Origin of the sequence: Caballeronia glebae, assembly GCF_001545035.1 — a bacterium.
GTDB classification, from domain to species: Bacteria; Pseudomonadota; Gammaproteobacteria; order Burkholderiales; family Burkholderiaceae; genus Caballeronia; species Caballeronia glebae.
In genome coordinates this window covers 35,447-62,267 of sequence record NZ_FCOJ02000022.1, presented here as the reverse complement: position 1 = coordinate 62,267, position 26,821 = coordinate 35,447, and the positions used below count along the sequence as shown (strand labels likewise).

At 63.1% G+C, this 26,821-nt stretch carries 21 protein-coding genes and 1 pseudogene; 12 read left to right on the top strand and 10 right to left on the bottom strand.

Features of this window, described 5'->3' with window-relative positions:
• Window positions 1-407: 407 nt before the first annotated feature.
• The 4 genes from AWB82_RS16880 to AWB82_RS16865 form a co-directional block, all read right to left on the bottom strand.
• A complete protein-coding gene (locus tag AWB82_RS16880; protein WP_086969240.1) occupies window positions 408-1,094 on the bottom strand; it encodes an RNA polymerase sigma factor in 687 nt (228 codons plus the stop codon).
• A gap of 8 nt (window positions 1,095-1,102) precedes the next feature.
• Window positions 1,103-1,408, bottom strand: coding sequence for a cupredoxin domain-containing protein (locus AWB82_RS16875; protein WP_086969142.1), 306 nt, complete (start codon window positions 1,406-1,408; stop codon window positions 1,103-1,105).
• Window positions 1,408-1,941, bottom strand: a complete 534-nt coding sequence (locus AWB82_RS16870; protein WP_086969139.1) for a DUF4142 domain-containing protein — start codon at window positions 1,939-1,941, stop codon at window positions 1,408-1,410. Before AWB82_RS16870 ends, AWB82_RS16875 begins: the two co-directional genes overlap by 1 nt.
• 90 nt (window positions 1,942-2,031) lie before the next feature.
• Window positions 2,032-2,763 carry a GntR family transcriptional regulator gene (locus tag AWB82_RS16865; protein WP_086969137.1) on the bottom strand — a complete coding sequence of 244 codons (732 nt, stop codon included), beginning with the start codon at window positions 2,761-2,763 and terminating at the stop codon, window positions 2,032-2,034.
• A gap of 136 nt (window positions 2,764-2,899) precedes the next feature.
• Here AWB82_RS16865 and pcaB point away from each other — a divergent pair, with 136 nt between their 5' ends.
• The 3 genes from pcaB (at window position 2,900) to AWB82_RS16850 (ending at window position 8,544) form a co-directional block, all read left to right on the top strand.
• Window positions 2,900-4,270 carry a 3-carboxy-cis,cis-muconate cycloisomerase gene (gene pcaB / locus AWB82_RS16860; RefSeq protein ID WP_086969135.1) on the top strand — a complete coding sequence of 457 codons (1,371 nt, stop codon included), beginning with the start codon at window positions 2,900-2,902 and terminating at the stop codon, window positions 4,268-4,270.
• A gap of 27 nt (window positions 4,271-4,297) precedes the next feature.
• Entirely contained in the window at window positions 4,298-5,704 is a 1,407-nt protein-coding gene (locus tag AWB82_RS16855) for a cation:dicarboxylate symporter family transporter (protein WP_086969238.1), read from the top strand.
• A 98-nt stretch (window positions 5,705-5,802) separates the two neighbouring features.
• Window positions 5,803-8,544 carry an MGH1-like glycoside hydrolase domain-containing protein gene (locus tag AWB82_RS16850; protein WP_086969133.1) on the top strand — a complete coding sequence of 914 codons (2,742 nt, stop codon included), beginning with the start codon at window positions 5,803-5,805 and terminating at the stop codon, window positions 8,542-8,544.
• Window positions 8,545-8,573: 29 nt separating this feature from the next.
• On the opposite strand, the gene AWB82_RS16845 is transcribed toward AWB82_RS16850, so the two are convergent.
• The 3 genes from AWB82_RS16845 to AWB82_RS16835 all read right to left on the bottom strand — a co-directional run bounded on the left by AWB82_RS16845 (window position 8,574) and on the right by AWB82_RS16835 (window position 12,150).
• The gene (locus AWB82_RS16845; RefSeq protein ID WP_086969131.1) at window positions 8,574-10,031 is read right to left on the bottom strand and encodes an NAD-dependent succinate-semialdehyde dehydrogenase; all 1,458 of its coding nucleotides are present in this window, start codon (window positions 10,029-10,031) and stop codon (window positions 8,574-8,576) included.
• Window positions 10,032-10,186: 155 nt separating this feature from the next.
• The gene (locus AWB82_RS16840; protein ID WP_086969129.1) at window positions 10,187-11,848 is read right to left on the bottom strand and encodes a cation acetate symporter; all 1,662 of its coding nucleotides are present in this window, start codon (window positions 11,846-11,848) and stop codon (window positions 10,187-10,189) included.
• Window positions 11,845-12,150: a DUF485 domain-containing protein gene (locus tag AWB82_RS16835; RefSeq protein ID WP_086969236.1), complete on the bottom strand. Its 306-nt coding sequence runs from the start codon at window positions 12,148-12,150 to the stop codon at window positions 11,845-11,847. The genes AWB82_RS16840 and AWB82_RS16835 overlap by 4 nt, the downstream gene beginning before the upstream one ends.
• A gap of 487 nt (window positions 12,151-12,637) precedes the next feature.
• On the opposite strand from AWB82_RS16835, the pseudogene AWB82_RS16830 reads away from it, so the two are divergent.
• The 9 genes and pseudogenes from AWB82_RS16830 to AWB82_RS16795 all read left to right on the top strand — a co-directional run.
• Window positions 12,638-12,961, top strand: a pseudogene (locus AWB82_RS16830) (PLP-dependent aminotransferase family protein); the annotation flags it as partial.
• A gap of 573 nt (window positions 12,962-13,534) precedes the next feature.
• The gene (locus tag AWB82_RS16825; RefSeq protein WP_086969127.1) at window positions 13,535-14,806 is read left to right on the top strand and encodes an efflux RND transporter periplasmic adaptor subunit; all 1,272 of its coding nucleotides are present in this window, start codon (window positions 13,535-13,537) and stop codon (window positions 14,804-14,806) included.
• Window positions 14,807-14,849: 43 nt separating this feature from the next.
• Window positions 14,850-18,056, top strand: a complete 3,207-nt coding sequence (locus AWB82_RS16820; protein ID WP_086969125.1) for an efflux RND transporter permease subunit — start codon at window positions 14,850-14,852, stop codon at window positions 18,054-18,056.
• Between the two features lies 1 nt (window position 18,057).
• Entirely contained in the window at window positions 18,058-19,548 is a 1,491-nt protein-coding gene (locus AWB82_RS16815) for an efflux transporter outer membrane subunit (RefSeq protein WP_086969123.1), read from the top strand.
• Window positions 19,545-20,831, top strand: a complete 1,287-nt coding sequence (locus AWB82_RS16810) for a paraquat-inducible protein A (RefSeq protein ID WP_086969121.1) — start codon at window positions 19,545-19,547, stop codon at window positions 20,829-20,831. The genes AWB82_RS16815 and AWB82_RS16810 overlap by 4 nt, the downstream gene beginning before the upstream one ends.
• Window positions 20,828-22,417, top strand: coding sequence for a PqiB family protein (locus AWB82_RS16805; protein ID WP_086969119.1), 1,590 nt, complete (start codon window positions 20,828-20,830; stop codon window positions 22,415-22,417). Before AWB82_RS16810 ends, AWB82_RS16805 begins: the two co-directional genes overlap by 4 nt.
• Window positions 22,417-23,001, top strand: coding sequence for a PqiC family protein (locus tag AWB82_RS16800; RefSeq protein ID WP_086969117.1), 585 nt, complete (start codon window positions 22,417-22,419; stop codon window positions 22,999-23,001). Before AWB82_RS16805 ends, AWB82_RS16800 begins: the two co-directional genes overlap by 1 nt.
• A gap of 26 nt (window positions 23,002-23,027) precedes the next feature.
• On the top strand, window positions 23,028-23,192 hold the full coding sequence (locus tag AWB82_RS37665) for a hypothetical protein (protein ID WP_159462596.1): 165 nt from the start codon (window positions 23,028-23,030) through the stop codon (window positions 23,190-23,192).
• A 123-nt stretch (window positions 23,193-23,315) separates the two neighbouring features.
• Window positions 23,316-23,768 (top strand): Imm50 family immunity protein, encoded by a 453-nt coding sequence (locus AWB82_RS16795; RefSeq protein WP_235023332.1) that lies wholly within the window; start codon window positions 23,316-23,318, stop codon window positions 23,766-23,768.
• Between the two features lie 64 nt (window positions 23,769-23,832).
• Here AWB82_RS16795 and AWB82_RS16790 read toward each other — a convergent pair whose 3' ends face one another.
• Genes AWB82_RS16790 through AWB82_RS16780 form a run of 3 tightly spaced genes read right to left on the bottom strand, consistent with a single transcriptional unit; the run spans window position 23,833 to window position 26,818 of the window.
• Complete coding sequence (locus AWB82_RS16790; RefSeq protein WP_086969234.1) at window positions 23,833-24,834, bottom strand: hypothetical protein; 1,002 nt, start codon at window positions 24,832-24,834, stop codon at window positions 23,833-23,835.
• 2 nt (window positions 24,835-24,836) lie between these two features.
• Window positions 24,837-25,619 carry an enoyl-ACP reductase FabI gene (gene fabI, locus AWB82_RS16785; protein ID WP_086969112.1) on the bottom strand — a complete coding sequence of 261 codons (783 nt, stop codon included), beginning with the start codon at window positions 25,617-25,619 and terminating at the stop codon, window positions 24,837-24,839.
• Window positions 25,616-26,818, bottom strand: coding sequence for an acetate/propionate family kinase (locus tag AWB82_RS16780; RefSeq protein WP_086969110.1), 1,203 nt, complete (start codon window positions 26,816-26,818; stop codon window positions 25,616-25,618). Before AWB82_RS16780 ends, fabI begins: the two co-directional genes overlap by 4 nt.
• Between the last annotated feature and the right edge of the window lie 3 nt (window positions 26,819-26,821).

Genomic DNA, 26,821 nt, shown 5'->3' with positions numbered 1-26,821 from the left:
GCGTCGCTCAATGCCCCGGTCCGTTCTGTTCGATGCAACTCAACACGAGCGTGCTGTTCACGCCCGCTTCCGGGCTGAGCGTTGCGGTATGGATTTCGCTGTCCGTGCAGCGCCAATTGGCCTGGAGGTCATTCCTGCAAGCCTGGGTCGCGTCGCTGATGCGTTTTCGGTTAGGCACGTACTGACATGTGTCCAGGCCGTTGCACTGACGCGTAAGATCGTGCGTCGCGTTGCCGCTCTCGGCGCCGCAATTCGCGCCATACGTTGCGGATAAGATTGTGATCGTCCTTGCTCCGGTGCTCGAAATGCCCGCCAGCATGACGATTGCCGCTATCGCGCAAGCCCGTTGAAAGCGCGTAGCAGCCCGGTTCTTATCCATGGCGTCCTCCTTCACTCACGCCGGAGTGTTATGACACGCCGCCCGATAACTTCGATAGTACGCGCGCGACAATCCGATCGCACCGCGCGCCGCCGAATGCGAAAACGTCGCGCTCGGCGAGATCGAAGGCTTGCGCGAGCGATTCACGCATCATGCTGCGCGCACGAAAATGCCGGCTGCGCACCGTCGCCTCCGGAATGTTCAGACACTGCGCGGTCTCCTCGACGCTCATCTCCTCAATCGAACGCAACACGAAGACAATGCGAAACAACTCGGGCAATTCATCGAGCTTGCGTTCGAGCAGCGCGCGAACCTGCGAACGGGCGAGCGCCTCGTCGGGAGCTGTGTCGTCGTGCGTGTGCATTGCTTCGGCCTGTTCGACGTAATCGGGCGCGTCCACGATGGGAATCACATTCTGACGCCGCGCCGAGCGCCGAATCCGCGCGAAGCATTCGTTGAGCACGAGCCTCGATAACCACGTGAAGATCCGGGCATCGCCGCGAAACTGACTCATCGACCGATACGCGTGCAGATAAGCGTCCTGCAACGCGTCCTCGGCTTCGGCGTCGTTGCGCAAGGTTGCGCGCGCCAGGCGATAAAGACGCCGGTTATGCCGACGCATCAGCAGTTCGAATGCGGAGCGATCGCCCGCGACGACACGGCGTGCAATGCTCAGATCGTCGTCGTTGGGTGTGTGTTGTGCGGGCTCGCTCATCGTCGTCTTCATCGAACGTTCAGTACCGCGTGCATCGTCGGGTGCAGCGTGCATGAATACGCATAGCTTCCCGATTCGCGCGCGACATAACTCCACGACGCATCGGGCGAAATATCGTGGGAATCAAAGGCTCTTTTGTCAGCGGTCGCGGTATGCGGAAACAGGTCCTTGTTCAGCCACACGACGCGGTCCCCTCGCGCGACGTTCAACACGGGCGGCTCGAAGCGCATCTGTTCGATCACGACGACATACGTCGCAGCGCCTGCCTCGGCGTGCAACACAAGCCCGCTCACGAAACAAACGAGCCAGCGCATCACGCACCGCCATTGCCCAGTTCCGCCTGCACATGCCGCGCGTGCTCCAGATGCGCGACGAATGCGGGCCGCACTTTCACGAGCAGCGCCTTCAGTTCCTCGTTCTGCGCGCCCGGAATCAAGGTCTTGTCGAGCGCCGCCAGCACGCTTTCATGATAGGCGACCTCGTGATCGATATACGACTTGTCGAAGCTGCCGCCGGAAAGTGACTTCAATCTCGCGATATTCGCGTCGCCGCCTTGCTTGAGGCTCTGGCTCGTCGGATTATCTTCCGGCGTCACGTGGAGCTTTTTCACGAGATCGGTCGCGGCCTTGTTGACGCCGCCATGGTCCGCGACCATCTGCTGCGCGAACGCCTTCACGTCTTTCGATTTCGTTTTCGATTCGGCGAGCCTGCCCGCGTCGATATCGACCTGATTGGCCGTCACGACGATAGCCGCGATCTGCGGATCGGTCGGCCCGGCGTCTTGTGCGTGAGGCGCGATACTTGCAAACGCAAGCATCGCCGCCAACGCGGCATGGATGAGCTTCATGTGACGTCTCCCGGCATCTCGTTGTGGATACCGGCTTAGATGTCACGTCGGAAAACCGCGTTCCCGGATCGCGTGCGTGCGTGAGTGCGTTCAACCCTGCGAGCGTTTGAGCCGCATCGACACCGAAAAGCGCTCCGCCGGATGCACGGTCACGGAAACCTCGAACGTCGCGCCGGCCGAATCGAGATAACGGCGCACGATCTCCAGCGCCGCGCTTCCCGCCTCCACGCTCAGACGCTTCGCCATCTCCGCCGACACGGAAATGGCGCGCACGTCCTGCTGAATTTCATCGATGCAGCGCCCATAGCGCGCCTCGATCAGCGAACTGATGAGCGTATCCGGATTCTCCTTTGCGGCTTCGGCGGCCTCCTCATAGGCCGGATCGATATACACATCGGTCCAGCCAATCGGCGGGCTGTCTCTGTCGCCGTCGATACGCAAGCTCGACACACGCAGCCAGGGCGTGCCCTGCGCGCAGCGCAAGGTTTTCGCCAGCTTCGCGGATGCCTCGATCCGCTGCTTCGACTGCACGAGGCGCAAGTGCTCGGAGCCGAACTGCACGAGATCGTCGACCGAAGCGAGCGAAGGACGGAAATCGTTGCGCGGCTGCATCGACTCGACGCGCGTGCCCGCATTCTTGCGCCGCGACACGAGCCCCAGTTGCTGCAATTCATGCAGCGCGGCGCGCACGGTGTGGCGGCTCGTCCGGTACTGATCGCGAAGCTCCAGTTCGGTTGGCAGATAAGAGCCGACGGGAAAGCGGCCCGACGCGATTTCCTCGGTCAGCTCGCGCGCGATGTCGGCGAAATGCGGTCTGTTCATTGCTGCAATGGTTGTCGTTTTCGGTGGTCAGGGTAAATCATAGCTTGGCCAATATGTTCGAACATATTAATCTGCATATGTCCGGACATATTCGATGTCCCGTTCCAGTCTATTTTTGCTTCCGCGAGAGGTTTTCATGACAAGCTCCATTTCTCCCCTGGCCAGCACCGTGTTCGATTCCGTGCTGTTTCGCGATGCATTCGGCACTGCGAAAATGCGCGCGCTGTTCTCGGATCACGCGCTGGTGCAGCGCTATATCGACGTGGAAGTGGCGCTCGCGAAAGCCGAGTCGCGCACGGGCGTGATTCCGGCCGAAGCCGCCGAAGTGATCGCGCGCGAATCGAAGATCGAGCGCATCGATTTCGATCACATGCGCGAGGAGACGGACATCGTGGGTTATCCGATCCTGCCGCTCGTGCATCAGATGGCGAAGATGTGCGGCGAGGCCGGACGTTACGTTCATTGGGGCGCGACGACTCAGGACATCATGGATACCGCCGTTGCGCTGCAAATGCGCGATGCGCTCGATTCCATCGAGGCGGATATCCGCGATTTGCGCGCGATTCTCGCGGACCTCGCGAAGAAGCACCGCGATACGCCCATGGCCGGCCGCACGCATTTGCAACAGGCGTTGCCCGTGACGTTCGGCTACAAGGTCGCGATCTGGCTCGCGATGTTCGATCGTCATCAGGAGCGCCTCGCGCAGATGCGCGAGCGCGTCGGGGTCGTCGAGTTCGCGGGCGCGGCGGGAACGCTGGCATCGCTCGGAGACAAGGGCTTTGCGGTGCAGCAGGCGCTCGCCGAAGAACTGAAGCTCGGCGTGCCCGCGACCACCTGGCATGTCGCGCGCGATGGCTTTGCAGAAGCGGTCAATCTGCTCGCCCTCGTGACGGGTTCGCTCGGCAAGATCGCGCTCGACATCATGATCATGGCATCGACGGAATTCGCGGAAGTGTACGAGCCCTTCGTGAAGGGACGCGGCGCGAGCAGCACCATGCCTCAGAAGCGCAATCCGATTTCGAGCGAACTCATGCTCGCCGCGGCAAAGGCGGTGCGCCAGCACGCGGGCCTGATGATCGACGCAATGATCCAGGACTTCGAGCGCGCCACCGGCCCGTGGCATGCGGAGTGGATCGCGATTCCGGAGAGCTTCATTCTCACGTCGGGCGCGTTGCATCAGGCGAAGTTCGCGCTGGGCGGCCTGATCGTCGATGAAGCGCGCATGAAGCACAACCTTGGCATCAGCCGTGGCCTGATCGTCGCCGAGGCCGTGATGATGAGCATGGCGCCCTACACCGGCCGTCAGCAGGCGCACGACATTGTGTATGACGCATGCCGCACCGTGAACGAGCAAGGCGGCACGCTCGCCGAAGCGCTCGCCGCATTGCCCGATGTGACGAAACACTTCGACCGCGCCGCCATCGACCGCATGACCGATCCCGTGAATTATCTCGGCCTCGCGCCGCAGATGGTGGATCGCGCCATCGCGCTGTCGAGCGAGATCTGATAATCGAAAGTCATGGAGGAGCATGCGATGAATAACGAAAACGCATTACACGACGACACGACCGTCACACCGCCGAAGAAGCTGCCGTGGTACCGCAAGCTCGGCATGCAGGTGCTCGTGTCGCTCGTGATCGGCATTGCGGTCGGTCTCGTCTTTCCGAAGTTCGGCGCGCAGCTAAAAGTGCTTGGCGATATCTTTCTCGCGCTCATCAAGGCCGGCGTTGCGCCGCTCGTGTTTCTCACGATCGTGCACGGCATCGCTTCGGCGGGCGACGTGAAGAGCGCGGGGCGCGTCGGCTGGAGAGCGATCGTCTACTTCGAAGTCGTCTCGACGATCGCGCTCACGGTCGGCCTGTTCGCGGGCAATCTGCTGCAAACGGGCAAGGCGATGACCGCCGTCGCGGTCGGCGCCGTGCCCGCGACGTCCGCCAAAGCCGCGCCGCAAGGCTTCACCGAATTCGTGATGCATATCGTGCCGGATAACTTCATCGGCGCGTTCGCGAAGGGCGAACTTCTGCAAGTCGTCGTACTCGCGATCATGGTGGGCATCGGCATTCTCGCGATTCCCGAGCGCCGCCGCGTGCGTATCAACGAGGGACTCGACCTCGTTTCCGAAGTGCTGTTCTCGTTCATCAACCTGGTGATGAAGCTCGCGCCGCTCGGCACGCTCGGCGCGGTTGCGTATTCGGTGGGCAGCAACGGCACGGCTGTGCTGATCGCGCTGGCGCAACTCGTCTTGAGCTTCTATGCGGTGATCGCGCTGTTCATCGTCGTGGTCATGGGCATCATCGCCAAGCTTGCCGGCTTCAGCCTGTGGCGCTTTCTGCGCTATATCAAGGACGAGATCTTCATCGTGCTCGGCACGGCGTCGTCAGAAAGCGCATTGCCGCGTCTTTTGATCAAGCTCGAACGGCTCGGCTGCGCGAAGCAGACCGTCGGTCTCGTGCTGCCGACAGGCTATGCGTTCAATCTCGACGGCACGTCGATCTTCATGTCGATGGGCGTCATGTTTATTGCGCATGCTTATGGCGTGCCGATCACGGTGGAGCATCAGATCGGCATCCTCTTGTTGATGCTGCTGACGTCGAAAGGCGCGGCCACGGTCTCGGGCGGATCGTTCGTGGTGTTCGCGGCGACCGTCACGTCCACGGGCATCCTTCCCGTCGAAGGGCTCGCGTTGATCTTCGGCGTGTACCGTTTCATGTCGATGGCTATCGCCACGTGCAACACCATCGGCAATAGCCTTGCGACGGTCGTGATCGCGAAGTGGTCGCATACCTTCGATGCGGCCGTGAGCGAACGGCATCTCTATCCGGAGCGTTATCCGGAGACCGCCGAAGCGGACCAGCGGCTCGCCGATGGCAATCTTCTTCCCGAAGACATGAACGACGCCAATCCCCATCCGGAGGGCATCTCGCTGAAAACGGCACGATGAGTCTCGAAGCGCGGCGACCACCGCGCTTTTTTTCACTTCGCTTATCATCGGAAAACCGCATCGAACGTATTGGATGAGCAACCGCAACGGAGCTCGCAATGCCACCGCTACGCGCAATCCATCTGCTGCAAACGAAAGAAGGCGCCCGTCTGCACGGCGCCGATCTCGACCAGTGGCGCCGCTGGGGACCGTACTTAAGCGAGCGTCAATGGGGCACGGTCCGCGAGGACTACAGCGAATACGGCACCGCGTGGGACTACTTTCCGCACGACCATGCGCGCAGCCGCATGTATCGCTGGGGAGAGGACGGCATCGCGGGATTCGGCAACGACCCGCTCGACTGGTGCGTGTCGCTCGCGTTGTGGAACGGCCGCGATCCGATCATCAAGGAACGGCTCTTCGGTCTCACGAACGAGCAAGGCAATCACGGCGAGGATGTGAAGGAGCTGTACTTCTATCTCGACGGCACGCCGACGCATTCGTACATGAAGATGCTGTACAAGTATCCGCACGACGCGTATCCGTATCAGCAACTCATCGACGAGAACAAGCGGCGCGGTCCCGATCAGCCCGAATACGAAGTGCTCGACACCGGCGTGTTCGACGACGACCGCTACTTCGATGTCTGCGTCGAATATGCGAAGTACGCGCCGGATGACATCGTGATGCGCGTGTCCGTCGAGAATCGCGCGAACGAGGCCGCAGCGCTTCATGTGCTGCCGCAATTCTGGGCGCGCAACCGATGGGCGTGGTCGAGCAAGTGGGGCAAGCCGTCGCTGAAGCTGGAGCACGATGCGCGAGAAGGCGCGCGTGTCATTGCGCACAATCCTTCGCAGGGCGCGATGCTCGTCACGGCTTCGGCAGAGGCGCCGGTCGAATGGCTCTTTTGCGAGAACGACACGAACGTTCGTCGTATTTATGGCATCGAGGGCGCGGGACCGTTCAAGGATGGCTTCAACGACTATCTCGTCGAAGGCGACGAACAGGCGATACGACGCGATCACGGCACGCGTAGCGCCGCGCACGTGCATCTGCAACTCGCGCCGCAGACACGCTCCGTGATGTATTTGCGCTGGCGTCCGGCATCGGTTTCGAACGATCCTCCGCTCGACATGGCGCAACTCTTCGCGCGCCGCGAAGCGGAAGCCGACGAGTTCTACGCGACGTTGCAACACGACATCGACGACGCCGACGCGCGCCTCGTGCAACGTCAGGCGCTCGCCGGCATGTTATGGACGAAGCAGTATTACCAGTTCGACGTCACGCGCTGGCACGACGGCGATCCGAACCAGCCCACCCCGCCGAAGGAACGCCGGCACGGCCGCAATGCGGACTGGCGGCACATGTGCAACGGCGACATCGTGTCGATGCCGGACAAATGGGAATACCCGTGGTATGCATCGTGGGATCTCGCGTTTCATGCGGTCGCGTTCGCGACGATCGATCCCGACTTCGCGAAGAAGCAGTTGTTATTGCTCGTGAAGGAGCGCTACATGCATCCGAACGGGCAATTGCCCGCGTATGAATGGGCATTCGGCGATGCGAACCCGCCGGTCCATGCATGGGCGACGTGGCGTGTGTTCGAGCTCGATCGCGAGATGACCGGCATCGGCGATCATGCGTTTCTCGAAGTCATGTTTCACAAGCTCCTGCTCAACTTCGCGTGGTGGGTCAACCGCAAGGACGCCGACGACCGCAATATCTTTCAGGGCGGTTTTCTCGGACTCGACAATATCGGCATCTTCGACCGTTCGCAACCGCTGCCGACGGGCGGACGCATCGATCAGGCCGACGGCACCGCATGGATGGCGTCGTACGCGCTCGACCTCATGCAGATCGGCCTCGAACTCGCGATGACGAACGAGTCGTATGTCGAGATCGCGGTGAAGTTCTTCGAGCACTTCCTGTATATCGCGGAAGCCGTGAGTTGCGGCGAAGTCTGCAACACCGGCCTATGGGACGGCAGCGACGAATTCTTCTACGATGTATTGCATCTGCCGAACGGCGCGCGCGTGCCCATGCGCATTCGATCGATCGTCGGACTGATTCCGCTGTTCGCCGTTCATGTGCTCGAAGAAGGCGTGTACGGCGACCTGCCCGGACTGCGTGAACGCCTCGCGTGGTTTCTCGATCATCGGCCCAATCTCGCGAAACTCGTATCGCGCTGGACCGAGCCCGGCAAAGGCAACACGACCTTGCTCTCGCTATTGCGCGGACATCGCATGAAAGCGCTGTTGCGCCGCACGCTGGATGAAAGCGAGTTCCTGTCCGACTATGGCGTGCGCGCGTTGTCCCGCGTGCATTGCGACAAGCCTTATATCTTCGATCACGATGGCGTGAACGTCTGCATCCGATACTTGCCCGCGGAATCGGACTCGCGTGTGTTCGGCGGCAATTCGAACTGGCGTGGACCGATCTGGATGCCGGTCAACTACTTGCTGATCGAATCGCTCTACGAGTTTCATCGCTATTACGGGGATGAGTTTCGCGTCGAGCATCCGACGGGCTCGGGGAAAATGCATTCGCTAAGCGAAATCGCGGACGATCTGTCACGGCGCATCGGCACGCTCTTTCTGAAAGATGCCGAAGGCAAGCGCCCCGTCATGGCCGCGTATCCGATGCTGCAAGCTGATCCGCGCTCGCGCGATCTCATTCTCTTTCACGAGTACTTTCATGGCGACAATGGGCGCGGTGTCGGCGCTTCGCATCAGACGGGATGGAGCGGACTCGTCGCGCTGCTGCTGCAACCGCGTCTTATGAAGTTATCGCACGTGGGCCCGGAAGCGCCCGTCATGGCCGTGCGACTGCATGAGGAGGCGAGTGCTGCGATGGGACGCTAGCGCCGCTGTTCATGCCAATGCGCCCCGAACTATCGCTCCAGATTCCCAAAACAAACATACTTCGATTCCAGATATTCCTCGACGCCCGACGACGCCCCTTCGCGCCCCATCCCCGACTCTTTGATGCCGCCGAACGGCGCGACTTCGTTGAACACAAGGCTATCGTTCACGCCCACGACACCGCATTCGAGCGCCTCCATCACTCTGAACGCGCGGCTGATATCCGCCGTGTAGAAGTAAGCCGCGAGGCCGGTGCGCGTGTCGTTCGCGAACGTGATGACGTCGTCCTCGTCCCTGAACGGCAGCACGCTCGCAACCGGCCCGAGGACTTCGTCGCCGCACACGCTCATCGACGGATCGACGCCCGTGAGCACCGTCGGCCTGAAGAAGTTCGATTCCGGTGCGACACGCGAGCCGCCCGCCGCGATCTTCGCGCCGAGCCTCACCGCTTCAGCGACGAGACTTTCGACGCGCGTCACCGCCGCTTCGCCGATGAGCGGGCCGATCTGCGCGCCCTCGTCCAGCCCGTCGCTCACCTTCAGCAACGCGACCTTCGAGACGAGTTTCGCGACGAACGTCTCGTACACGTCCTCATGCACGAAGAAACGGTTGGCGCACATCGCCGCCTGGCCCGAGTGGCGAAAACGCGCATCGAGCGCGCCTTTCACGGCGAGATCGATATCCGCATCGTCGAATACGATGAAAGGACAGTTCGCACCCAGTTCGAGCGACATCTTCTTCACCGTGGGCGCGCACAAGGTCATCAGCCGCTTGCCTTCGTCGATGGAACCGGTGAACGATACCTTTCGCACATCGGGGCTGGCGAGCAGCGCGCTTCTGACCGGCTCGCCCTCGCCCGTCAACACGGAGAGCACGCCGCGCGGCAAGCCCGCGTTCTCGCCGAGCACGCACAACGCGAGCGCCGAGAAAGGCGTCTGCGGATCGGGATGATGAATGACCGTGCAGCCCGCCGCGAGCGCGGCGCCGACGCGTCGCGCGACCATCGACGAAGGAAAGGTCCACGATGTGATGGCGCCGCACACGCCGATCGGCTGATGCAGCACGCGGATACGCTGATTGCGCCGCGGCGCCGGGATGTTGTCGCCGTAAATGCGGCGCGCTTCCTCCGCGAACCAGTCGAGATAATTCGCGGCCTGCGTGATTTCGGAACGCGCTTCGTGCAGCGGCTTGCCTTGCTCGCGGCACAAGATGATGGCGAGATCGTCGCGATGATGTTCGACGAGCCGCCCCCACTCTCTGAGCACCGACGCGCGCTCGCGGCTGCTCCAGCTACGCCAGTCCTGCAAGGCCGCGTGCGCGCACTCGATCGCCTCGCTCACCTGCTCGGCCGTGACCTGCGGCACCGAGCCGATGGTCTCCTTCGTGGACGGATTGGTGACGGGCACGCGCGGCAGCGAAGTATTGTCGACCCACACGCCGCCGATATACGCCGATTGCTCGAAAAGACTGGGGCACTGCAGTTCCATGGCTCGCTCCAATGCGTTGGCGCTTCGTGCATACAGTTGCACCGAGCTTAACGCATTTTCTACTCGCCATTCGGACGCGCGCGGCATCCCCGGTATACGACGAATCACGCTGACGGCGGCGGCGTTCGAGCGCGCGCCGCCGCTTCGGCATCACGTCAGTGGCTCGCGCCCTCCACCGCGCCGATGCCCGTTTCGGAGCGCACCGTCTGCGCTTCGAAGCCCGCTTTATCGACGCGGGCACGCGCCGATTTGTCGGTCACGGAGAAGAGCCATATGCCAATGAAGCCGATCGCCATCGAGAACAGTGCGGGCGATGCATACGGGAACGGCGCATTCGCGTAGTGGAACACGTCCACCCACACGGCCTTCGAGAGGATCGTCATCGCGACGGCCGAAAGCAGGCCGAGAAAGCCGCCGACCGCCGCGCCGCGCGTCGTGCAGCCGCGCCACAGAACGGACATGAAGAGCACCGGAAAATTGGCGGATGCCGCCACCGCGAACGCGAGCGACACCATGAACGCGATGTTCTGCTTTTCGAACACGATGCCGAGCACGACCGCGACGATGCCGAGCACGATCGTCGTCATGCGCGACACACGCAGCTCGCTCGCGCTGGATGCGCGGCCCTTCTTGAACACGGTCGCGTAGAGATCGTGCGACACCGCGGATGCACCTGCGAGCGTCAATCCCGCGACCACCGCCAGGATAGTTGCAAATGCAACTGCCGAGATGAAGCCGAGGAACACGTTGCCGCCGACCGCGCTCGCGAGATGCACCGCCGCCATGTTCGTGCCGCCGAGCAGCTTGCCGCCGGCATCCTTGAACATCGGATTGGTGCTCACCATCACGATGGCGCCGAAGCCGATGATGAACGTGAGAATGTAGAAGTAGCCGATCCACGTCGTCGCCCAGAACACCGACTTGCGCGCTTCCTTCGCGTTGGGCACGGTAAAGAAACGCATCAGGATATGCGGCAGCCCGGCCGTGCCGAACATGAGCGCGATGCCGAACGAGATCGCCGAAATCGGGTCCTTGATGAAGTTGCCCGGGCCCATGATCGACGCCTTCTTCTCGTGCACGTCGACGGCCTTCGCGAAGAGCGCCTCGGGGCTGAAGTGGAATTGCCACAGCACCATGAACGCCATGAACGAAGCGCCCGCAAGCAGCAGACACGCCTTGATGATCTGCACCCAGGTCGTCGCGGTCATGCCGCCGAAGAGCACGTACACCATCATCAGCGCGCCGACGATCACCACCGCGATCCAGTATTCGAGGCCGAACAACAGCTTGATGAGCTGTCCCGCGCCGACCATCTGCGCGATCAGATAGAACGCGACGACAACGAGCGTGCCCGACGCGGCGAACGCGCGAATCGGCGTCTGCTTGAAGCGATATGCGGCGACATCGGCGAACGTGAAGCGGCCGAGGTTGCGCAGACGCTCCGCCATCAGAAACGTGATGATCGGCCAGCCGACGAGAAAGCCGATCGAATAGATCAGGCCGTCATAGCCGTTGCTATAAACCGCCGCCGAAATGCCCAGAAACGAAGCCGCCGACATGAAGTCGCCCGCGATCGCGAGACCGTTCTGAAAGCCCGTGATGCCGCCGCCCGCCGTGTAGAAATCGGCGGCGGAGCGCGTCTTTTTCGCGGCCCACTTGGTGATGAAGAGGGTCGCGATCACGAACGCGATGAACATGCATATCGCGGTCCAGTTGGTCGCCTGCTTGACCGCCTGACCGAGATCGCCGCCTGCGGCGAATGAACTGGCGGACGCGGTAAAAAGTGCGCCCGCCGTGAAGATGCGTTGCGACTTCATGCGGCCTCCCGCTTGATCTTGTCGGTGAGTTCGTCGTACGTGCTGTTGGCGTGACGCACGTACAGTCCCGTGATGACCACCGTGAAGACGATCACGAACAGGCCGATCGGCATGCCCCACGTCATCACGCCCGCGCCCATCTTCGCGGCGAGCAGATCCTTGTTGAACGCAATGAGCAACACGTAGCCGTAATAGACGATCAGCACGAGCGCCGTCAGCGTCCAGCCGAGCTTCGAGCGCTTTCGCACCAGTTCGCCATAGGCGGCGCTCGACTTGATTTTCTCCACGATCTTGAGATCCATTTCCGTCGTCTCCTGCATGAATGTCTTTTCCGTGCGTGCAAAAGCGCCCGCGTTCGGGCGGGCGCGCGAACGATCAGCGATGCGTTGAATTGAGGAAATCCCCGGGCGGGGACGGCATGCGATGCCTTCGCGCAATGTCTTTCGAGGCGAATTATGATTCCGATGCGCTGGAGACTAAGGTAAGAGCGTGCGCTTACCCTTTTCTTACGTGAGGCGTTTTCTTTCGACGGGGTTTACGCGAAGCATGGAGCGTCGCTATGCACGCGATAGCCGATCGATCGTTCGCTCGGGCAGCGCCATCGTGCTCTCGTCTTTGAGGCTCACGCCGGTCAGCTTGCGTACACGCGCCGATGATGCCGCCGAGCGCGATCATCGCGACGTGCCGCTGGCGCAACGCCGGGCCCGGCTTGAGTTGAGAGAAAATCTGCTGCGAGCAAACATCGGACGATTGAAAGCGCGGCTGAATCGAAACCGCGCCACGCATCGTGCGGAGGCCGTGCGCACGACGTCGTGGATGCCCGCGCCGCTGTCGATGCTGATCGCGACCGTCTGGATCGAGGACGGCACGGCGCAGCACATCATGAATGCGCAGATCGCCGACATTCGCGCGGACGATTTCGCGGCGAATGCGAAGGCGCGCGGCGTGGTGGTGATGCCGTCGTCGGCGTTCGCGGTGGATCGCTCGGAGATCGAGCACGGCGTGCGCATCAATCTCGCCTGCGCGGAAAGCCGCGATCAGCTCGTCAGCGGATTGAGGATGCTGGCGGGCACGCTCAAGGACCGGCCGCGGGCATTGTTCGGGCATTTGTGATTTACGCGCGCCGCCATGCGCCCGCAAGCCCGGGCGCATGGCGGCGGCGTTATGGTGTCCCTCCCGCGACATCGACATTTCGCTTCGGCGTTTCATTTCTCTTCGGCATTTCATCTTTCGTCATCATGAATCGCCGGCATGCTAAGCGATCCATAGCTTCGCGCCGCCGACGGCGATTCCTCAACCCGCACGACAGTTCAGTAATTGCTGCGCATGCCGATCCACGGCGCCAGCCAAAATGGCGATAAACGCTATGGCGTTTTCATCCGTATTCAGCTATTAGTAGTTTCGTCACGCACGTGAGCGCCATTCGGTGGCGCACCGTGAGCATCTCTGGCTATAACTCGACCGTCAAAACCGGAGGCAGCTACGACACATCACAAGCATCGGGCTCGCTGACGTCGCCCTAAGTCCTGTCCCGCGCGTTTTTCATCGCATGGCGAAGGCGCACGGCGAAGCGCACGCTTTCCAGGGACGCATTCGCCGAAACGCACACCGCGAGCATTGCCGTGGCGAGGCGACTTGTGCGCGCTCGCTTATCAACGATCGGCTATCCCAACGGGGGAGGCGCCTATGGCGTTCGTGTCGGAACAGGTTCTGGACTGCTGCTCGTTCGCTCGACCGTCGCGCTCCATGCGCGCAATGCGGCTCGCCGCCGCCGCCGCGATTGCGACGCTCTCGCTCGTGGCGTGCAAGAAGCCGGCTCCGGAAGCGCAGAAGCCCGCCGTCGATGTCACCGCCGTGACCGTCGCGGCGCAATCGACGTCCGTCGACTTCGACTTCACCGCGCAGACGCAGAGTTCGCGCGAAGTCGAAATACGCGCGCGCGTCGACGGCTTCCTGGAAAAGCGCATGTACACCGAAGGCGCGCTCGTCTCGGCCAATCAGGTCATGTTCATCATGGACAAACGACCCTTCGAGGCCGCGCTGCAGACCACCAAGGGCTCGCTCGCGCAACAGCAGGCGCGCCTGCTCGTCACCCAGCAGAATCTCGCGCGCGTGAAGCCGCTCGCCGCGATGAACGCGTTGAGCAAGAAGGATCTCGACGACGCCATCGGCAACGAGAAGAGCGCCGAGGCCGCCGTCATCGCCGCGAAAGGCGAAGTGCAAACCGCCGAGCTGAACCTGAGCTACACGACGATCCGCTCGCCGCTCAAGGGCCTCTCCAGCTTCGCGCGCGTGCAGGAAGGCAGTTACGTGACGCCGACTCAGGGCGGCCTGCTCACGTATGTCTATCAGCTCGACCCGATGTGGGTGAACTTCAGCATCTCGGAGAACGAACTGCTGACTTATCGCGAGCAGATCAAGAAAGGCGAGTTGCGCTTTCCGCCCGACAACAAGTTCGATGTGACCGTCATCCAGGCGGACGGCTCGATCTTTCCGCAGACCGGCCACATCGACTTCACGAATCCGGCCTTCAGCACGGAGACGGGCACCTTCCTCGTGCGCGCGGTGTTCGCCAATCCGCAGGGCACGCTGCGCCCCGGCCAGTTCGTCAAGGCGCGTGTCTCGGGCGCGGTGCGGCCCAACGCGATTCTCGTGCCGCAGCGCGCCGTGCTGCAGGGCGCGAAGAGTCACTTCGTGTGGGTGCTCGACGAGCAATCGAAGCCGCATCAGCGTGTCGTCGAAGTCGGCGAATGGCACGGCGACGACTGGTTCATCACGAGCGGCCTGAAGACGGGCGAGCGCGTCATCGTGGATGGCGCGATACGCGTCGGCGCGGATACGCAGGTGCGCGTAGTCGCGGCGCCCGCCGCACCAGCCGCGGGCGGCACGCCGGCCTCGGGCGCGCAGGAGGCGTCGCTCGGAGAGGCGAAGAAAGCAGGCGGCGGCGCCGAAAAGTGAAGTGATTTGATTCGAATACAAGCACGTCGCGCGGAAGAGGCCAATGAACATTTCACATTTCTGCATTGACCGTCCGATTTTCGCGTCGGTCATATCGATCATCATCACTTTGGGCGGCGCGCTCACGATGTTCGCGCTGCCCACCGCGCAGTATCCCGACATCACGCCGCCGCAGATCACGGTCTCCGCGACCTATCCGGGCGCGAGCGCCGACGTCGTCGCGAACAACGTCGCCGCGCCGATCGAGCAGCAGGTCAACGGCGCGGACAACATGATCTACATGAGCTCGTCGAGTTCGTCGACGGGCAATCTGACCATCAACGCGTACTTCCAGATCGGCACCAATCCGGAACTCGCGCAGGTCGACGTGCAGAACCGCGTGAACCTCGCGCTGCCGCAACTGCCTCAGTCCGTCACCAGTCAGGGCGTACAGGTCCAGAAGAAGTCGCAGGCGTTCATGATGGTGCTCGCCATCTATTCGCCCGACGATCGTTATGACGCGACGTATATCGCGAACTACGCGAACGTGTATGTGCTCGACGCGTTGAAGCGCGTTCCCGGGGCGAACCAGTCGAGCATTTTCGGCACGCCCGATTACGCGATGCGCATCTGGCTCAAACCCGACCGCATGGCGCAACTCGGCATCACGGCGGCCGACGTGCAGCGCGCCGTCGCCAATCAGAATCAGCAGTTCGCCGTCGGCCGCCTCGGGCAATCGCCGACCGGCGCGCCCGTCGAACAGTCCTTCGCGGTGACGACGACCGGGCGGCTCACCGAGCCCGCCGAGTTCGAGAACATCATCATTCGCGCGCAGTCGGGCGGCGCGGCGATCGTGCGTCTGAAAGACGTGGGACGCGCCGAACTCGGACAAAAAGACTACTCGATCCGCAGCCGTTTCCAGGGTAAATCGGCCACGGTGATCGCCGTCTATCAGCAACCGGGCGCGAACGCGCTCGACGTCTCGAAGCAAGTGCGCGCGACGCTCGCGGAAATGAAGAAGACGTTCCCGCAGGGCATCGACTACGAAATCGCGATGGACACGACGGAGTTCACGCGCGCGTCCATCTCCGACGTGGTGCATACGTTCTTCGAAGCGGTCGTGCTGGTCGTGATCGTCGTGTTCGTTTTCCTGCAAAGCCTGCGCGCGACGTTGATTCCGGTGATCGCGGTGCCGGTGTCGATCGTCGGCACGTTCATGGGCATGGAAGCGCTCGGCTTCTCCATCAACATGCTGACATTGTTCGGCATGGTGCTCGCAATCGGGATTGTCGTGGACGATGCGATCGTCGTGATCGAGAACGTCGAGCGCAACATGAACGAGCACAAGCTCGATCCGAAAACCGCCGCGAAGAAGGCGATGGACGAGGTGGCCGGGCCGGTCGTCGCGATCGTGCTCGTGCTGTGCGCGGTGTTCGTGCCGGTCGCGTTCCTCGGCGGCATCACAGGGCAGATGTATAAGCAGTTCGCCATTACCATCGCGATATCGGTGGTGATCTCGGGGATCGTCGCGCTGACTTTGTCGCCCGCCCTCGCCGCCTTGCTGCTCAAACCCGGGCATCACGAGAAAAAGGGCTTTTTCCGCTGGTTCGACAACCAGTTCGCGCGCATGACGCGGGGCTACGTGAGCGCGGTGCGGTTTATCATCAAGCGCTTCATGATCGCGCTTCTGGTTTTCGTCGGCGTAATCGTGCTCGCCGTCGTGATGATGCGCGACATTCCCACCGCGTTCCTGCCGCCCGAGGATCAGGGTTATCTGCTCGGCGCGGTGATCATGCCCGATGCCGCTTCGCTCGACCGCACCGGCGCCGTGTCTGACCGCGTCACCGAATACTTCATGAAGCAGCCGGCGGTCGGCAGCATCACGACGGTCGACGGCTTCAGCCTTCTGGACAGTCAGAACAAGAACAATGCGTCCACGTTCTTCGTCGGCTTCAAGAGTTTCGAGGAGCGCTATAAATCGGCGAATATCCGCACGCAGAACGCGCGCGCCGTGCTCGTCGACGCGTACAAGAATCTGTCGCAGATCAAAGAGGGCATCGTGGTGCCGCTAAATCCGCCGTCGATTCCGGGTCTCGGCACGACGGGCGGCACCGAGATGTGGATTCAGAGCAAGGGCGATGCGACGATCGGACAGTTCGCCGGCATCGTCGACGATTTCGTCGCCAAGGCGAAAGCGCGGCCCGAGCTGACGGGCGTTACATCGACATTCAACGCGTCGTCGCAGCAACTGCTCGCGGATGTCGACCGCGACAAGGCCGAAACGCTCGGCGTGCCTGTCGAGGACGTCTATAGCGCGATGCAGACGATGTTCGGCTCGTTGTACGTTTCGCAGTTCAATCGCTCAAGCCGGCTGTGGCAGGTGATTCTGCAAGCAGAGCCGCAGTATCGGATCAAGCCGGACGATCTCACGCAGATCTTCGTGAAGAGCAAGACCGGCGAGATGGTGCCGCTCAAGGCCGTGGTGACCACGCGCTACGTGACCGGCCCGGACCTGATCACGCGCTTCAACAATTTCCCGGCGGTGAAGATCACGGCGAACGCCGCGCCCGGTTACGCATCGGGGCAAGTGATAGCGGCGCTGGAAGACATTGCGACGGGCTTGCCGACCGATTACGGCATCGGGTGGAGCGGCGAGGCTTACGAGGCGAAGCAGTCGGGCAGTTCGTCGGCGCTCGTGTTCGTGTTCGGCCTCGTGATGGTCTTCCTGATCCTCGCCGCGCAGTACGAGAAGTGGAGTTTGCCGTTCGGCGTGCTGATGGCGGTGCCGTTCGCGATCTTCGGCGCGCTGCTGGCGATCCTGTTGCGCGGCCTGAACAACGACGTGTACTTCCAGATCGGTCTCACGATGCTCGTCGCGCTCGCCGCGAAAAACGCGATTCTGATCTTCGAGTTCGCCGTGCTGAATCGCGAGGCGGGCTCGTCCATCTACGACGCCGCCATGACCGCCGCCGAAGAGCGTCTGCGCCCGATCGTGATGACCTCGCTCGCGTTCATTCTCGGCTGCGTGCCGCTCGCGATCGCGACGGGCGCATCGGCGAACAGCCGCCATTCGATCGGCACGGGCGTGATCGGCGGGATGCTCGGCGCGACGGTCATCGCCGTGTTCTTCATCCCGATGTTCTTCTGGGGACTGGAAACGATGTCCTCGCGCTCGAAGAAAAAGGATGGCGTCGCGCCCACGACGGATGCAACGAAGGCGCAAGGCGGCGGCAGCAATGCCTCGCCGTCCGCTCCGGACAAGGGAGACTGACATGCGGCGCGCCAGGCTCGTTCTCTCGCTTTCAGGCATTGCCGCCGCGCTGACGCTGTCCGGCTGCCTGCTCGGTCCGAACTATTCGCGTCAGCCGGTCGAGACGCCGGCGACGTATCGCTTCGCCGCCAGCGAAGTCGCGGACACCGCGAACACCGAATGGTGGCACCAGTTTCAGGACCCGGTTCTCGACGAACTGATCTCGACCGCGCTCGCGAACAACAAGGACGTGAAGATCGCGGCGGCGCGCGTCGATCAGTTCATGGGCCAGTTCGTCACGACGCGCTCGGCGCTGTTCCCGCAGATATCGGCGGGCGCGACGGCATCGCGGCAGCGCGCTTCGGCGGCGGGACTGCAACCGCTCAGCGGCTTCGGTCCCGTGTACAACGACTTCCAGGCGTCGGTCGCGGCGTCATGGGAACTCGATCTCTTCGGCCGCAACCGGCGGCTGACCGAAGCCGCGCGCGCGAATCTTCTGTCGAGCGAAGAAGGACGGCGCGCGACGATCCTGTCGCTGGTGGCGTCGGTGGCGTCGTCGTATCTGAATCTGCGCAGCCTCGACAAGCAACTCGAAATCGCCAAAGCGACGACGCAGAGCCGCGCCGAATCGGTGCATGTGTTCACGCTGCGCTTCGAAGGCGGCGAAGTCTCGCAGATGGAACTCGCGCAAAGCCAGTCCGAATACGAAGCCTCGCTCTCGACGATTCCGCAGCTCGAAACGCAGATCGCGCAGCAGGAAGACGCGCTCTCGATTTTGCTCGGCGCGAATCCGGGGCCGATCGTGCGCGGCCGGACGCTCGGCGAACTCGCGACGCCCGTGATTCCCTCCGGCCTGCCTTCGGACTTGCTGGAGCGGCGGCCCGATCTGCTGCAGGCGGAACAGGATCTGGTCGCGGCGAACGCGTTCATCGGCGCGGCGCGGGCACTCTACTTCCCGCAGATTTCGCTGACGGGTCTGCTCGGCACCGCGAGCGGCCAGTTTTCGTCGCTCTTCACGGGACCGTCGCGCATCTGGTCGTTCGCCGGGCAGATCACGCAGCCCATCTTCACGGCGGGCAATATCTCGGGCCAGGTGCAGTCGGCCGAAGCGCAGCAGCAGGCGGCATTGCTGACCTACGAGAAGGCGATCCAGGTCGCGTTCCAGGAAGTCGACGACGCGCTCATCGCCTCGCAGAAACTGCATGAGCAGCTCGAAGTGCAGGGCCGCCAGGTCACGGCGCTCTCCACGTATTCGCGTCTTGCGCGGGCGCGCTACGAAGGCGGCTACACGAGCTATATCGAAGTGCTCGACGCCGAGCGCAGTCTGTTCAACGCGCAGCTTTCGGCAACGCAGACGCAGGCCGCGGCGCTCGTGTCGTTCGTCACGCTCTACAAGGCGATGGGCGGCGGCTGGGTCGTCGCGGCCGACAAGATGACGACGCAGCAACAGTCGGCGACGCCTTCCGCCGATTCGCCCAAACCGGGCCAGCCCGCTTCGCAGACGGTGCAATGAACACGGCCATTTCGGACAATCGCGACGCACGGCCGCTGATCGCGTGCCACGAATGCGATCTGATGCAGCGCGAGCGCGACGTGCCGCCCGGCGGCGCGCTGCGTTGCTGCCGCTGCCGCGCCGTGCTGTACCGGCGCCGGGCGCGCGGCTTCGATCGCGCGCTCGCCTACGCGCTCGCCGCCTGCGTGCTGTGGCTGATCTCGAATACGTTTCCGATCGTCGGTCTCGCGGTGAACGGCGATCTCGTCGAGACGACGCTGTTCGGCGCGGTGCGCGTGCTGTATCGCGACGGCATGTGGCCGCTCGCCGGCCTCATCTTCATCACGACGATCCTGATGCCCGCGCTTCAGGCGCTCGGCATGGTGTGGCTGCTGCTGCCGCTCTATCTGAACCGCCGGCCGTGGCGCGCCGACGCCGTGTTTCGCCTGCTGCGCGTCGCGCGCAACTGGGGCATGACCGAAGTGCTGATGCTCGGCCTGCTCGTCGCGGTCGTGAAGCTCGCGCATATCGCCTCGGTGGTGACGGGGCCGGCGCTGTGGTCGCTCGCGGCGCTGATGCTGCTGCTCGTCGCGGCGTCATCGTCGTTCGATGAGCGCGCGATGTGGCAGCGCGTCGAAAGCGCGCCGCCCGGCGTGCCCGCCGACACGCCGCTCGACGGGCGCACCGCGACGGAAAGCGGCATCTGCGTGTGTCACGATTGCGGCCTTACCACGCGCGGCATGCAGCGTCATCGCCATCTGTGCTGCCCGCGCTGCGGCGCGCATCTGCATCTGCGCAAGCCCGCGAGCCTCTCGCGCACGTGGGCGTTTCTGATTTCGGCGGCGATTCTCTACATCCCCGCGAACATCCTCCCGGTGATGAACACGAGCTCGCTCTTCGGCGCGCAGAAGGACACGATCCTGAGCGGCGTCGCGTATCTGTGGACCTCCGGCTCGCCGCCGCTCGCGGTGCTCGTGTTCATCGCGAGCATTGCCGTGCCGATGCTCAAGATCCTCGCCATCGGCTATCTCGCCACGAGCGCGAATCTCCGGATGACGCAGCAGAGCGCGTTTCGCGCGCGCGTCTACCGTCTCGTCGAGTTCGTCGGCCGCTGGTCGATGCTCGACATCTACGTGATCGCCGTGCTCGTCGCGCTCGTGCAGTTCAGCGCGATGGCGACGATCGAGGCCGGACCGGCGGCGATCGCGTTCGGCGCGGTCGTCGTGCTGACGATGTTCGCGGCGATGTCGTTCGATCCGCGCCTGATCTGGGATTTTCCACCGACCGGGGAAGGATCGCGATGAACACGCCCGATGCCGAAGTCGTGCCGAAAGGACGCTGGCGCATTCCATGGGTCTGGATCGTGCCGTTGGTCGCCGTGGCGATCGGCATCTGGCTCGCGGCGCAGGCGGTGCTGGAGAAAGGGCCGACCGTCACGATCAGCTTCAAGACCGGCGAAGGGCTCGAAGCGGGCAAGACGAAGATCAAGTTCAAGGACGTGGATATCGGCCTCGTGAAATCGGTCGCGCTTTCGAACGACTACACGCGCGTGGTCGCCACGGCCGAACTGACGCGCGACGCGACCAAGATGCTCGTCGACGATACGCGCTTCTGGGTCGTGCGCCCGCGCGTGGCGGGCGGCTCGGTGTCGGGCATCGGCACGCTGCTGTCGGGCGCGTACATCGGCATGGATATCGGCCGCGCGAAGGAGGACCGGCGCAACTACACAGGCCTCGAAACGCCGCCGATTTTCGCGAGCGACGTGCCCGGGCGGCAATTCATTCTGAAGGCGCCGGATCTCGGCTCGGTCGATGTCGGCACGCCGGTCTATTTCCGCCGTCTGCAAGTGGGTCAGGTGACGGCGTTCGAACTCGACAAGGACGGCAGCGGCGTCACGCTGCACATCTTCGTCAACGCGCCCTACGACCGTTACGTGAACGCCGATTCGCGCTTCTGGCAGGCCGGCGGCATCGACGTCACGCTCGGCACCGACGGTCTCAAGGTCAACACGCAATCGCTCGTGTCGATTCTGATCGGCGGACTCGCGTTCGAGACGCCCGCCGTGTCGCTCAACTGGGCCGAGGCGCCGCGCGACACGACCTTCACGCTGCATCCGACGCGCACCGAGGCGTTGCGCGTGCGGGAAAATATCGTCGACAAATATGTCTTCGCGTTCGACGGTTCCGTGCGCGGCCTCGCCGTGGGCGCGCCGGTGGAATTCCGCGGCATTCAGATCGGCGAAGTGTCGGCCATTTACACGCGCTTCGATCCGATCACCAAGCGCATCAGCATACCGGTCGAGATCAACCTCTATCCGGAGCGCTTCACGTCGCGCTTCGCGACCGTGCCGAAACCCGGGCGGCTCGTGGACGACCGCAAGGAGCTCGCGGACCTGCTCGTCGCGCGCGGAATGCGCGGGCAGTTGCGCACTGGAAGCCTGCTGACGGGCCAGTTGTATGTGTCGATCGACTTCTTCCCGCAAGCGAAAAAAGCGAGCATCGACTGGAACCGCTCGCCGCCCGAGATGCCGACGACGCCGAGCGGCCTCGACTCGCTGCAGGACTCGGTCAACCGCATCATGACGCGCATCGACAAGCTGCCGATCGAGCAGCTTACGGCGAGCGCGCAGCACACGCTCGACAGCACGACGCGGCTGATGCAGGGCCTCAACACGGAGGTCGTGCCGCAAGCCGCCACGACACTGGCCGCCGCGCGCGCCGCGCTCGACGCCGCGCATTCCACGCTCATGCCGGGTTCCGGCCTGCAGCAGGACACGGCCGAAGCGATCCGCGAACTGACGCGCACCGCCGCCTCGTTCCGCAGCCTCGCGGATTATCTGCAGCAGCATCCGGAAGCGTTGCTGCGCGGCAAGCCGGAGGACAAGAAGTGATGCGGCCCCTACTCGTGTCTGTCGTTGTTTGCATGGCGATGCTCGCCGGATGCAGTTCGCCGCGCGCGAGCTTTTATCGATTGAGCGCCGATCCGTCGCTCACCGCGACGACCGCGCGCGCCGACTCGCGGCCGGTGATCGTCGGACCGGTCACGGTGCCCGATCTCGTCGACCGGCCGCAGATCGTCACGCGCGACACGAGCAACGAAGTCACGCTCAACGAATACGCGCGCTGGGGCGAGCCGCTCAGGAGCAGCATCGCCGATGCCATCGCGGGCGATCTCGCGTTGCTGCTCGCGTCCGACCGGGTCGCGCCCGCCTCGCGCGCAATCGCGGATGCGAACGCGTGGCGCGTGCGCGTTGATATCCAGCAGTTCGAATCCGTGCCCGGCGATGCCGTCGTGATCGATGCGCACTGGTCCGTGCGCCGTTTCGGCGACGACAACGCGCTCGACGGCCGTTCGCTCGTGCGCGAGCCGGTCAACGGCAGCGACTGGGATGCGCTCGTGGCCGCGCACAGCCGCGCGCTCGCGAGCGTGAGCCGGGATATTGCGACGGCGATGGGGGGCAAGGGGGTGAAGTAAAAGCGCTCCGAATGAAGTGCTCCCGAGTGACCTTCGAGCTTGGCTATGTGACCGCACGCGCCCGTCGAAGTCTGTTTGATCTGATGCTGCTGCTCCTTGCAACGGCTTTCGAGCGGATTTTGCACACCGCTGCCAGCCATCCGTCGCTGTTTTCGAGACACCTTCAAAAAGTCAAGCCTGCCTCCCGCTAGGATTAGCACTCCTGTGAAAATGCGGAGGCGATATGCCGTTTCCCGAATGGGGATATTTCGTGACCCGGCTCACTTACCTATGTCGCCAATACCCCGGCGCTAGATTTTCTTGAAGAGATGAATATGAATGCAAAGACTTTCGGCTGGGAATTGGCGAAGAATGGCTTCCTGTTTCTTGAGATATTCGGGGAATACCCGTCGTTTCATGATTCGGCCGTGCAATCGTTCTTCATGCAGAGGACGAGATCGTCGCATATGAACGATACGGGCGAGCCACTCATTCCGGGTTGCGAGCGTGATTTGGTCGACCTGACGCTTGAGATTCTTCACAACCGATACGGTCCGCGCCCTGTGGACGGTGGCGCCGACTATCTAGTGACAATCAAACTGTTGGAGATTAAAAGCGGAAACATCGATATCAATGCGATGCTCGAAGAAGCATGGATTAGAGATATCAACTTGACGGATGAATCCAATGGACTCGTCAAGTTTGATCTCAATCCTAATATTGGCCTTGACATCGTTTTGACGTGTAAAGAAATAATCGTTGATTCGATCAAACCATATCATCGTTGAACACTTCTTAGCGGAGAGGTACGCGACGTATTTTGCAAAGGGACGGCCCCTGAGACTTCCCGCCTCACAGCACCAACCGCGCGGCCTCCTCAAACGCGGCGCCGGCAGGCGGCACATCGCGCCGCGCGATGCGCACGATCTCGACGGCGCGCGTTTGCGGCGGCTGCGTCGGCAGGTGCGCGAGCTGAATGTCGATGTCCGCGTGCGGCTCGTCGCAACGCTCTTCCATCAGCAAGTTCATCTGATTCAGACACAGCTCGCGATGCGTGACGGAGACGAGCGCCGCCGGCTCGGCGAGCAATTCGACGATCGTCTGAAGCTGCATCTCGATGGAATCGGCGGGCGATCCGAGCGCTGCGAGCGCGGCCTCGTTCTCCTCGAAATCGCGCTGAAGCCGCGTGGCGTCGCCAGCGAGATCCGTCGATGCGATCAGGCTGCTCATGCCCGCGCCGCGCCGGCCAAGCATCTGCATGCGCGCGCTCAGCAACGCGCGATATTCCTGCAACGCGTCGCGCCGCGCTTCCTTCTGCGCGACGCGCGACATCGCTTCGAGCACGAACTGCTCGACGATCCGCTGCACGAGTTCCCGTCTGAGCGCTTCATCGGTTCCGCTGCAAAAACGCATGCGCTTGTCGTCGAAGCTCACCGCCGTGCGCGCGACATCCGAGCGCATCGCGCCGCCTTCGACCGCCGCGACGAGCACGCTGCGCTCGACGAGCGTCGCGCCCAACACCGCGAACGCGTGATCGGCGGCGATGTGGCCGTCGAACCAGCCGCGCACCTCGTGCGACTCGCCGATCACGCGCGCGACGTCGTCCGGCGTCGCGAATTTAGCGCGCAAATAGGGGTCGTCCGCCCATGCGTCCGGCGCCGCGTCACGCGGCGGCAGCAGCGCGGCGACCAGTTCGTGCGCATGGTCGAGCGTCTTGCCGGCGACGGGCGCGAGCCGCGACTCGTAGCGGCTCGCGAGGCGCACCTGAGGCGCAAGCGCGACGATGCGGCCGAGCGCCTCCTTGACGTCGTCACGCGAACTCTCGGCATCGCGCCGGAAAAGCCAGTTGAACATGCTCATCCCATGATGTGCACGCCACCGTCCACGTAAAGCGTTTCGCCCGACATGCGCCGGGCGAACGGCGTCGCGAGGAACGCGCACGTGAAGCCGACGTCCATGATGTCGACCAGCTCGCCGAGCGGCGCGCGTTGCGCGGCTTCGGTCAACAGCAGGTCGAAGTCCTTGAGTCCCGACGCCGCGCGCGTCTTGAGCGGCCCCGGTGAAATCGCATGCACGCGCACGCCCTGTGGACCAAGCTCGTAAGCGAGATAGCGCGCGCACGCTTCGAGCGCGGCCTTGACCGGCCCCATCACGTTGTAATTCGCGACGACCTTGTTCGCGCCGTGATAGCTCATCGTGAACATCGTGCCGCCGTCTTTCATGAGCGGCGCAGCGAGCCGCGCCATGCGCACGAACGAATGGCAGGAGATGTCCATCGCCTTCGCGAAGCCTTCGGCCGAGCTGTTCAACAGGCCGCCCTGCAGATCGTCCTTCGGCGCCCACGCGATCGAATGCACGAGGATATCGAGCTTGCCCCACTCGCTCGCGATACGCGCGAACACCGCTTCCAGCTCGTCCTGGCTCGACGCATCGAGCGGCATGAAGATCGGCGCGTCGAGGGCTTTTGCGTGCGGTTCGACATAAGGACGCGCCTTCTCGTCCGCATACGTGATGGCGAGATCGGCGCCCAGTTCACGGAACGCCTTCGCGCACCCGTAGGCGATCGAATGGTCGTTGGCGATGCCGGTAACGAGCGCCTTCGCGCCCTTCAGCACAGGCTGCGGAACGTTCAGTGTCATGCGGATGCTCCTTCGCGCCAGTCCTCGATCAATGCCAGTGTGTGACGCGCGATCATGAGTTCCTCGTTGGTCGGAATCACCCATGCGCTCACCTTGCTCGACGTCGTGCTGATGCGCGGGCCGCCGCTCTCGTTGGCTTTCGCATCCAGCTCGATGCCCCACCACGCCGCCTGTTCGCACACGCGCTGCCGGATCTCTTTCGAATGCTCGCCGATGCCCGCAGTGAACACGATGGCGTCGAGCCCTTGCAGCGCGGCGCTCATCGAGCCAAGTTCGCGGCCGATGCGATACGTATAAAGATCGATGGCGAAGCGCGCGCGTTCGTCGCCGCTCGCGAGAAGCGCGCGCATGTCGCCCGACACGCCGGACACGCCGAGCAATCCCGACTTGCGATACAGCAGGTCTTCGATGTCGCGCGCGTTCATGCCGAGTTCGTCGAGCAGATAGAGGATCACGCCCGGATCGAGATTGCCGCAACGCGTGCCCATCATGAGGCCGTCGACGGCGGTGAAGCCCATCGTGCTCGCAACGCTCTTGCCCGCATGCATCGCGCACAGGCTCGCGCCGTTGCCCAGATGCGCGACGACCGTGCGCCCGCGCGCCGCATCGGGTGCGATATCGGGCAGCGCGCTCGCGATGTATTCGTAAGAGAGACCATGAAAGCCATAACGCCGCACGCCATTCTTGGTGATGGATTCGGGCAGCGCGAACGCCTGCGCGAGCGGTGATTGCGTCGCGTGAAAGGCCGTGTCGAAGCACGCGACTTGCGGCACGCCCGGATTGCGCTCGGCGACGATGCGTATCGGCGTGAGATTGTGCGGCTGATGCAGCGGCGCGAGCGGCGTGAGCTTGTCGAGTTCGTCGAGCACTTCGGGACTGGTCAGCACGGGTTTCGTGAAGCGCGCGCCGCCATGCACGACGCGATGCCCCACGCCAATCAGACGATGCCCCACGCCATGCCCGCGCAGATACGCGCCGAGATGCGCGATCGCATCGGCGTGCTCAAGCTTCGCGCCCTCGCCCCATGAATGCTCCGCGGACTTCTCGCCGTTCGCATTGAACGCGATGAAATGCGGCGCGCTGAACAAGCCTTCCACTTGTCCGTGCGTAACGAGTTCGAGTTCGTCACTTTCGACATCGAACGCGCTGAACTTGATGCTCGACGAACCCGCGTTGAGAACCAGAATGACATCCGCCATGTA

Excerpts from the sequence above, each read along its gene's own strand:
- AWB82_RS16810 (WP_086969121.1), top strand. The coding sequence starts at position 19,545 with ATGAACACGGCCATTTCGGACAATCGCGACGCACGGCCGCTGATCGCG.
- AWB82_RS16800 (WP_086969117.1), top strand. The coding sequence starts at position 22,417 with ATGCGGCCCCTACTCGTGTCTGTCGTTGTTTGCATGGCGATGCTCGCC.
- fabI (WP_086969112.1), bottom strand. The coding sequence starts at position 25,619 with ATGACACTGAACGTTCCGCAGCCTGTGCTGAAGGGCGCGAAGGCGCTC.
- AWB82_RS16795 (WP_235023332.1), top strand. The coding sequence starts at position 23,316 with ATGAATGCAAAGACTTTCGGCTGGGAATTGGCGAAGAATGGCTTCCTG.
- AWB82_RS16790 (WP_086969234.1), bottom strand. The coding sequence starts at position 24,834 with ATGTTCAACTGGCTTTTCCGGCGCGATGCCGAGAGTTCGCGTGACGAC.
- AWB82_RS16855 (WP_086969238.1), top strand. The coding sequence starts at position 4,298 with ATGAATAACGAAAACGCATTACACGACGACACGACCGTCACACCGCCG.
- AWB82_RS16845 (WP_086969131.1), bottom strand. The coding sequence starts at position 10,031 with ATGGAACTGCAGTGCCCCAGTCTTTTCGAGCAATCGGCGTATATCGGC.
- AWB82_RS16850 (WP_086969133.1), top strand. The coding sequence starts at position 5,803 with ATGCCACCGCTACGCGCAATCCATCTGCTGCAAACGAAAGAAGGCGCC.
- AWB82_RS16835 (WP_086969236.1), bottom strand. The coding sequence starts at position 12,150 with ATGGATCTCAAGATCGTGGAGAAAATCAAGTCGAGCGCCGCCTATGGC.
- AWB82_RS16880 (WP_086969240.1), bottom strand. The coding sequence starts at position 1,094 with ATGAGCGAGCCCGCACAACACACACCCAACGACGACGATCTGAGCATT.
- pcaB (WP_086969135.1), top strand. The coding sequence starts at position 2,900 with ATGACAAGCTCCATTTCTCCCCTGGCCAGCACCGTGTTCGATTCCGTG.
- AWB82_RS16875 (WP_086969142.1), bottom strand. The coding sequence starts at position 1,408 with ATGCGCTGGCTCGTTTGTTTCGTGAGCGGGCTTGTGTTGCACGCCGAG.
- AWB82_RS16840 (WP_086969129.1), bottom strand. The coding sequence starts at position 11,848 with ATGAAGTCGCAACGCATCTTCACGGCGGGCGCACTTTTTACCGCGTCC.
- AWB82_RS16820 (WP_086969125.1), top strand. The coding sequence starts at position 14,850 with ATGAACATTTCACATTTCTGCATTGACCGTCCGATTTTCGCGTCGGTC.
- AWB82_RS16825 (WP_086969127.1), top strand. The coding sequence starts at position 13,535 with ATGGCGTTCGTGTCGGAACAGGTTCTGGACTGCTGCTCGTTCGCTCGA.
- AWB82_RS16805 (WP_086969119.1), top strand. The coding sequence starts at position 20,828 with ATGAACACGCCCGATGCCGAAGTCGTGCCGAAAGGACGCTGGCGCATT.
- AWB82_RS16870 (WP_086969139.1), bottom strand. The coding sequence starts at position 1,941 with ATGAAGCTCATCCATGCCGCGTTGGCGGCGATGCTTGCGTTTGCAAGT.
- AWB82_RS16865 (WP_086969137.1), bottom strand. The coding sequence starts at position 2,763 with ATGAACAGACCGCATTTCGCCGACATCGCGCGCGAGCTGACCGAGGAA.
- AWB82_RS16815 (WP_086969123.1), top strand. The coding sequence starts at position 18,058 with ATGCGGCGCGCCAGGCTCGTTCTCTCGCTTTCAGGCATTGCCGCCGCG.
- AWB82_RS16780 (WP_086969110.1), bottom strand. The coding sequence starts at position 26,818 with ATGGCGGATGTCATTCTGGTTCTCAACGCGGGTTCGTCGAGCATCAAG.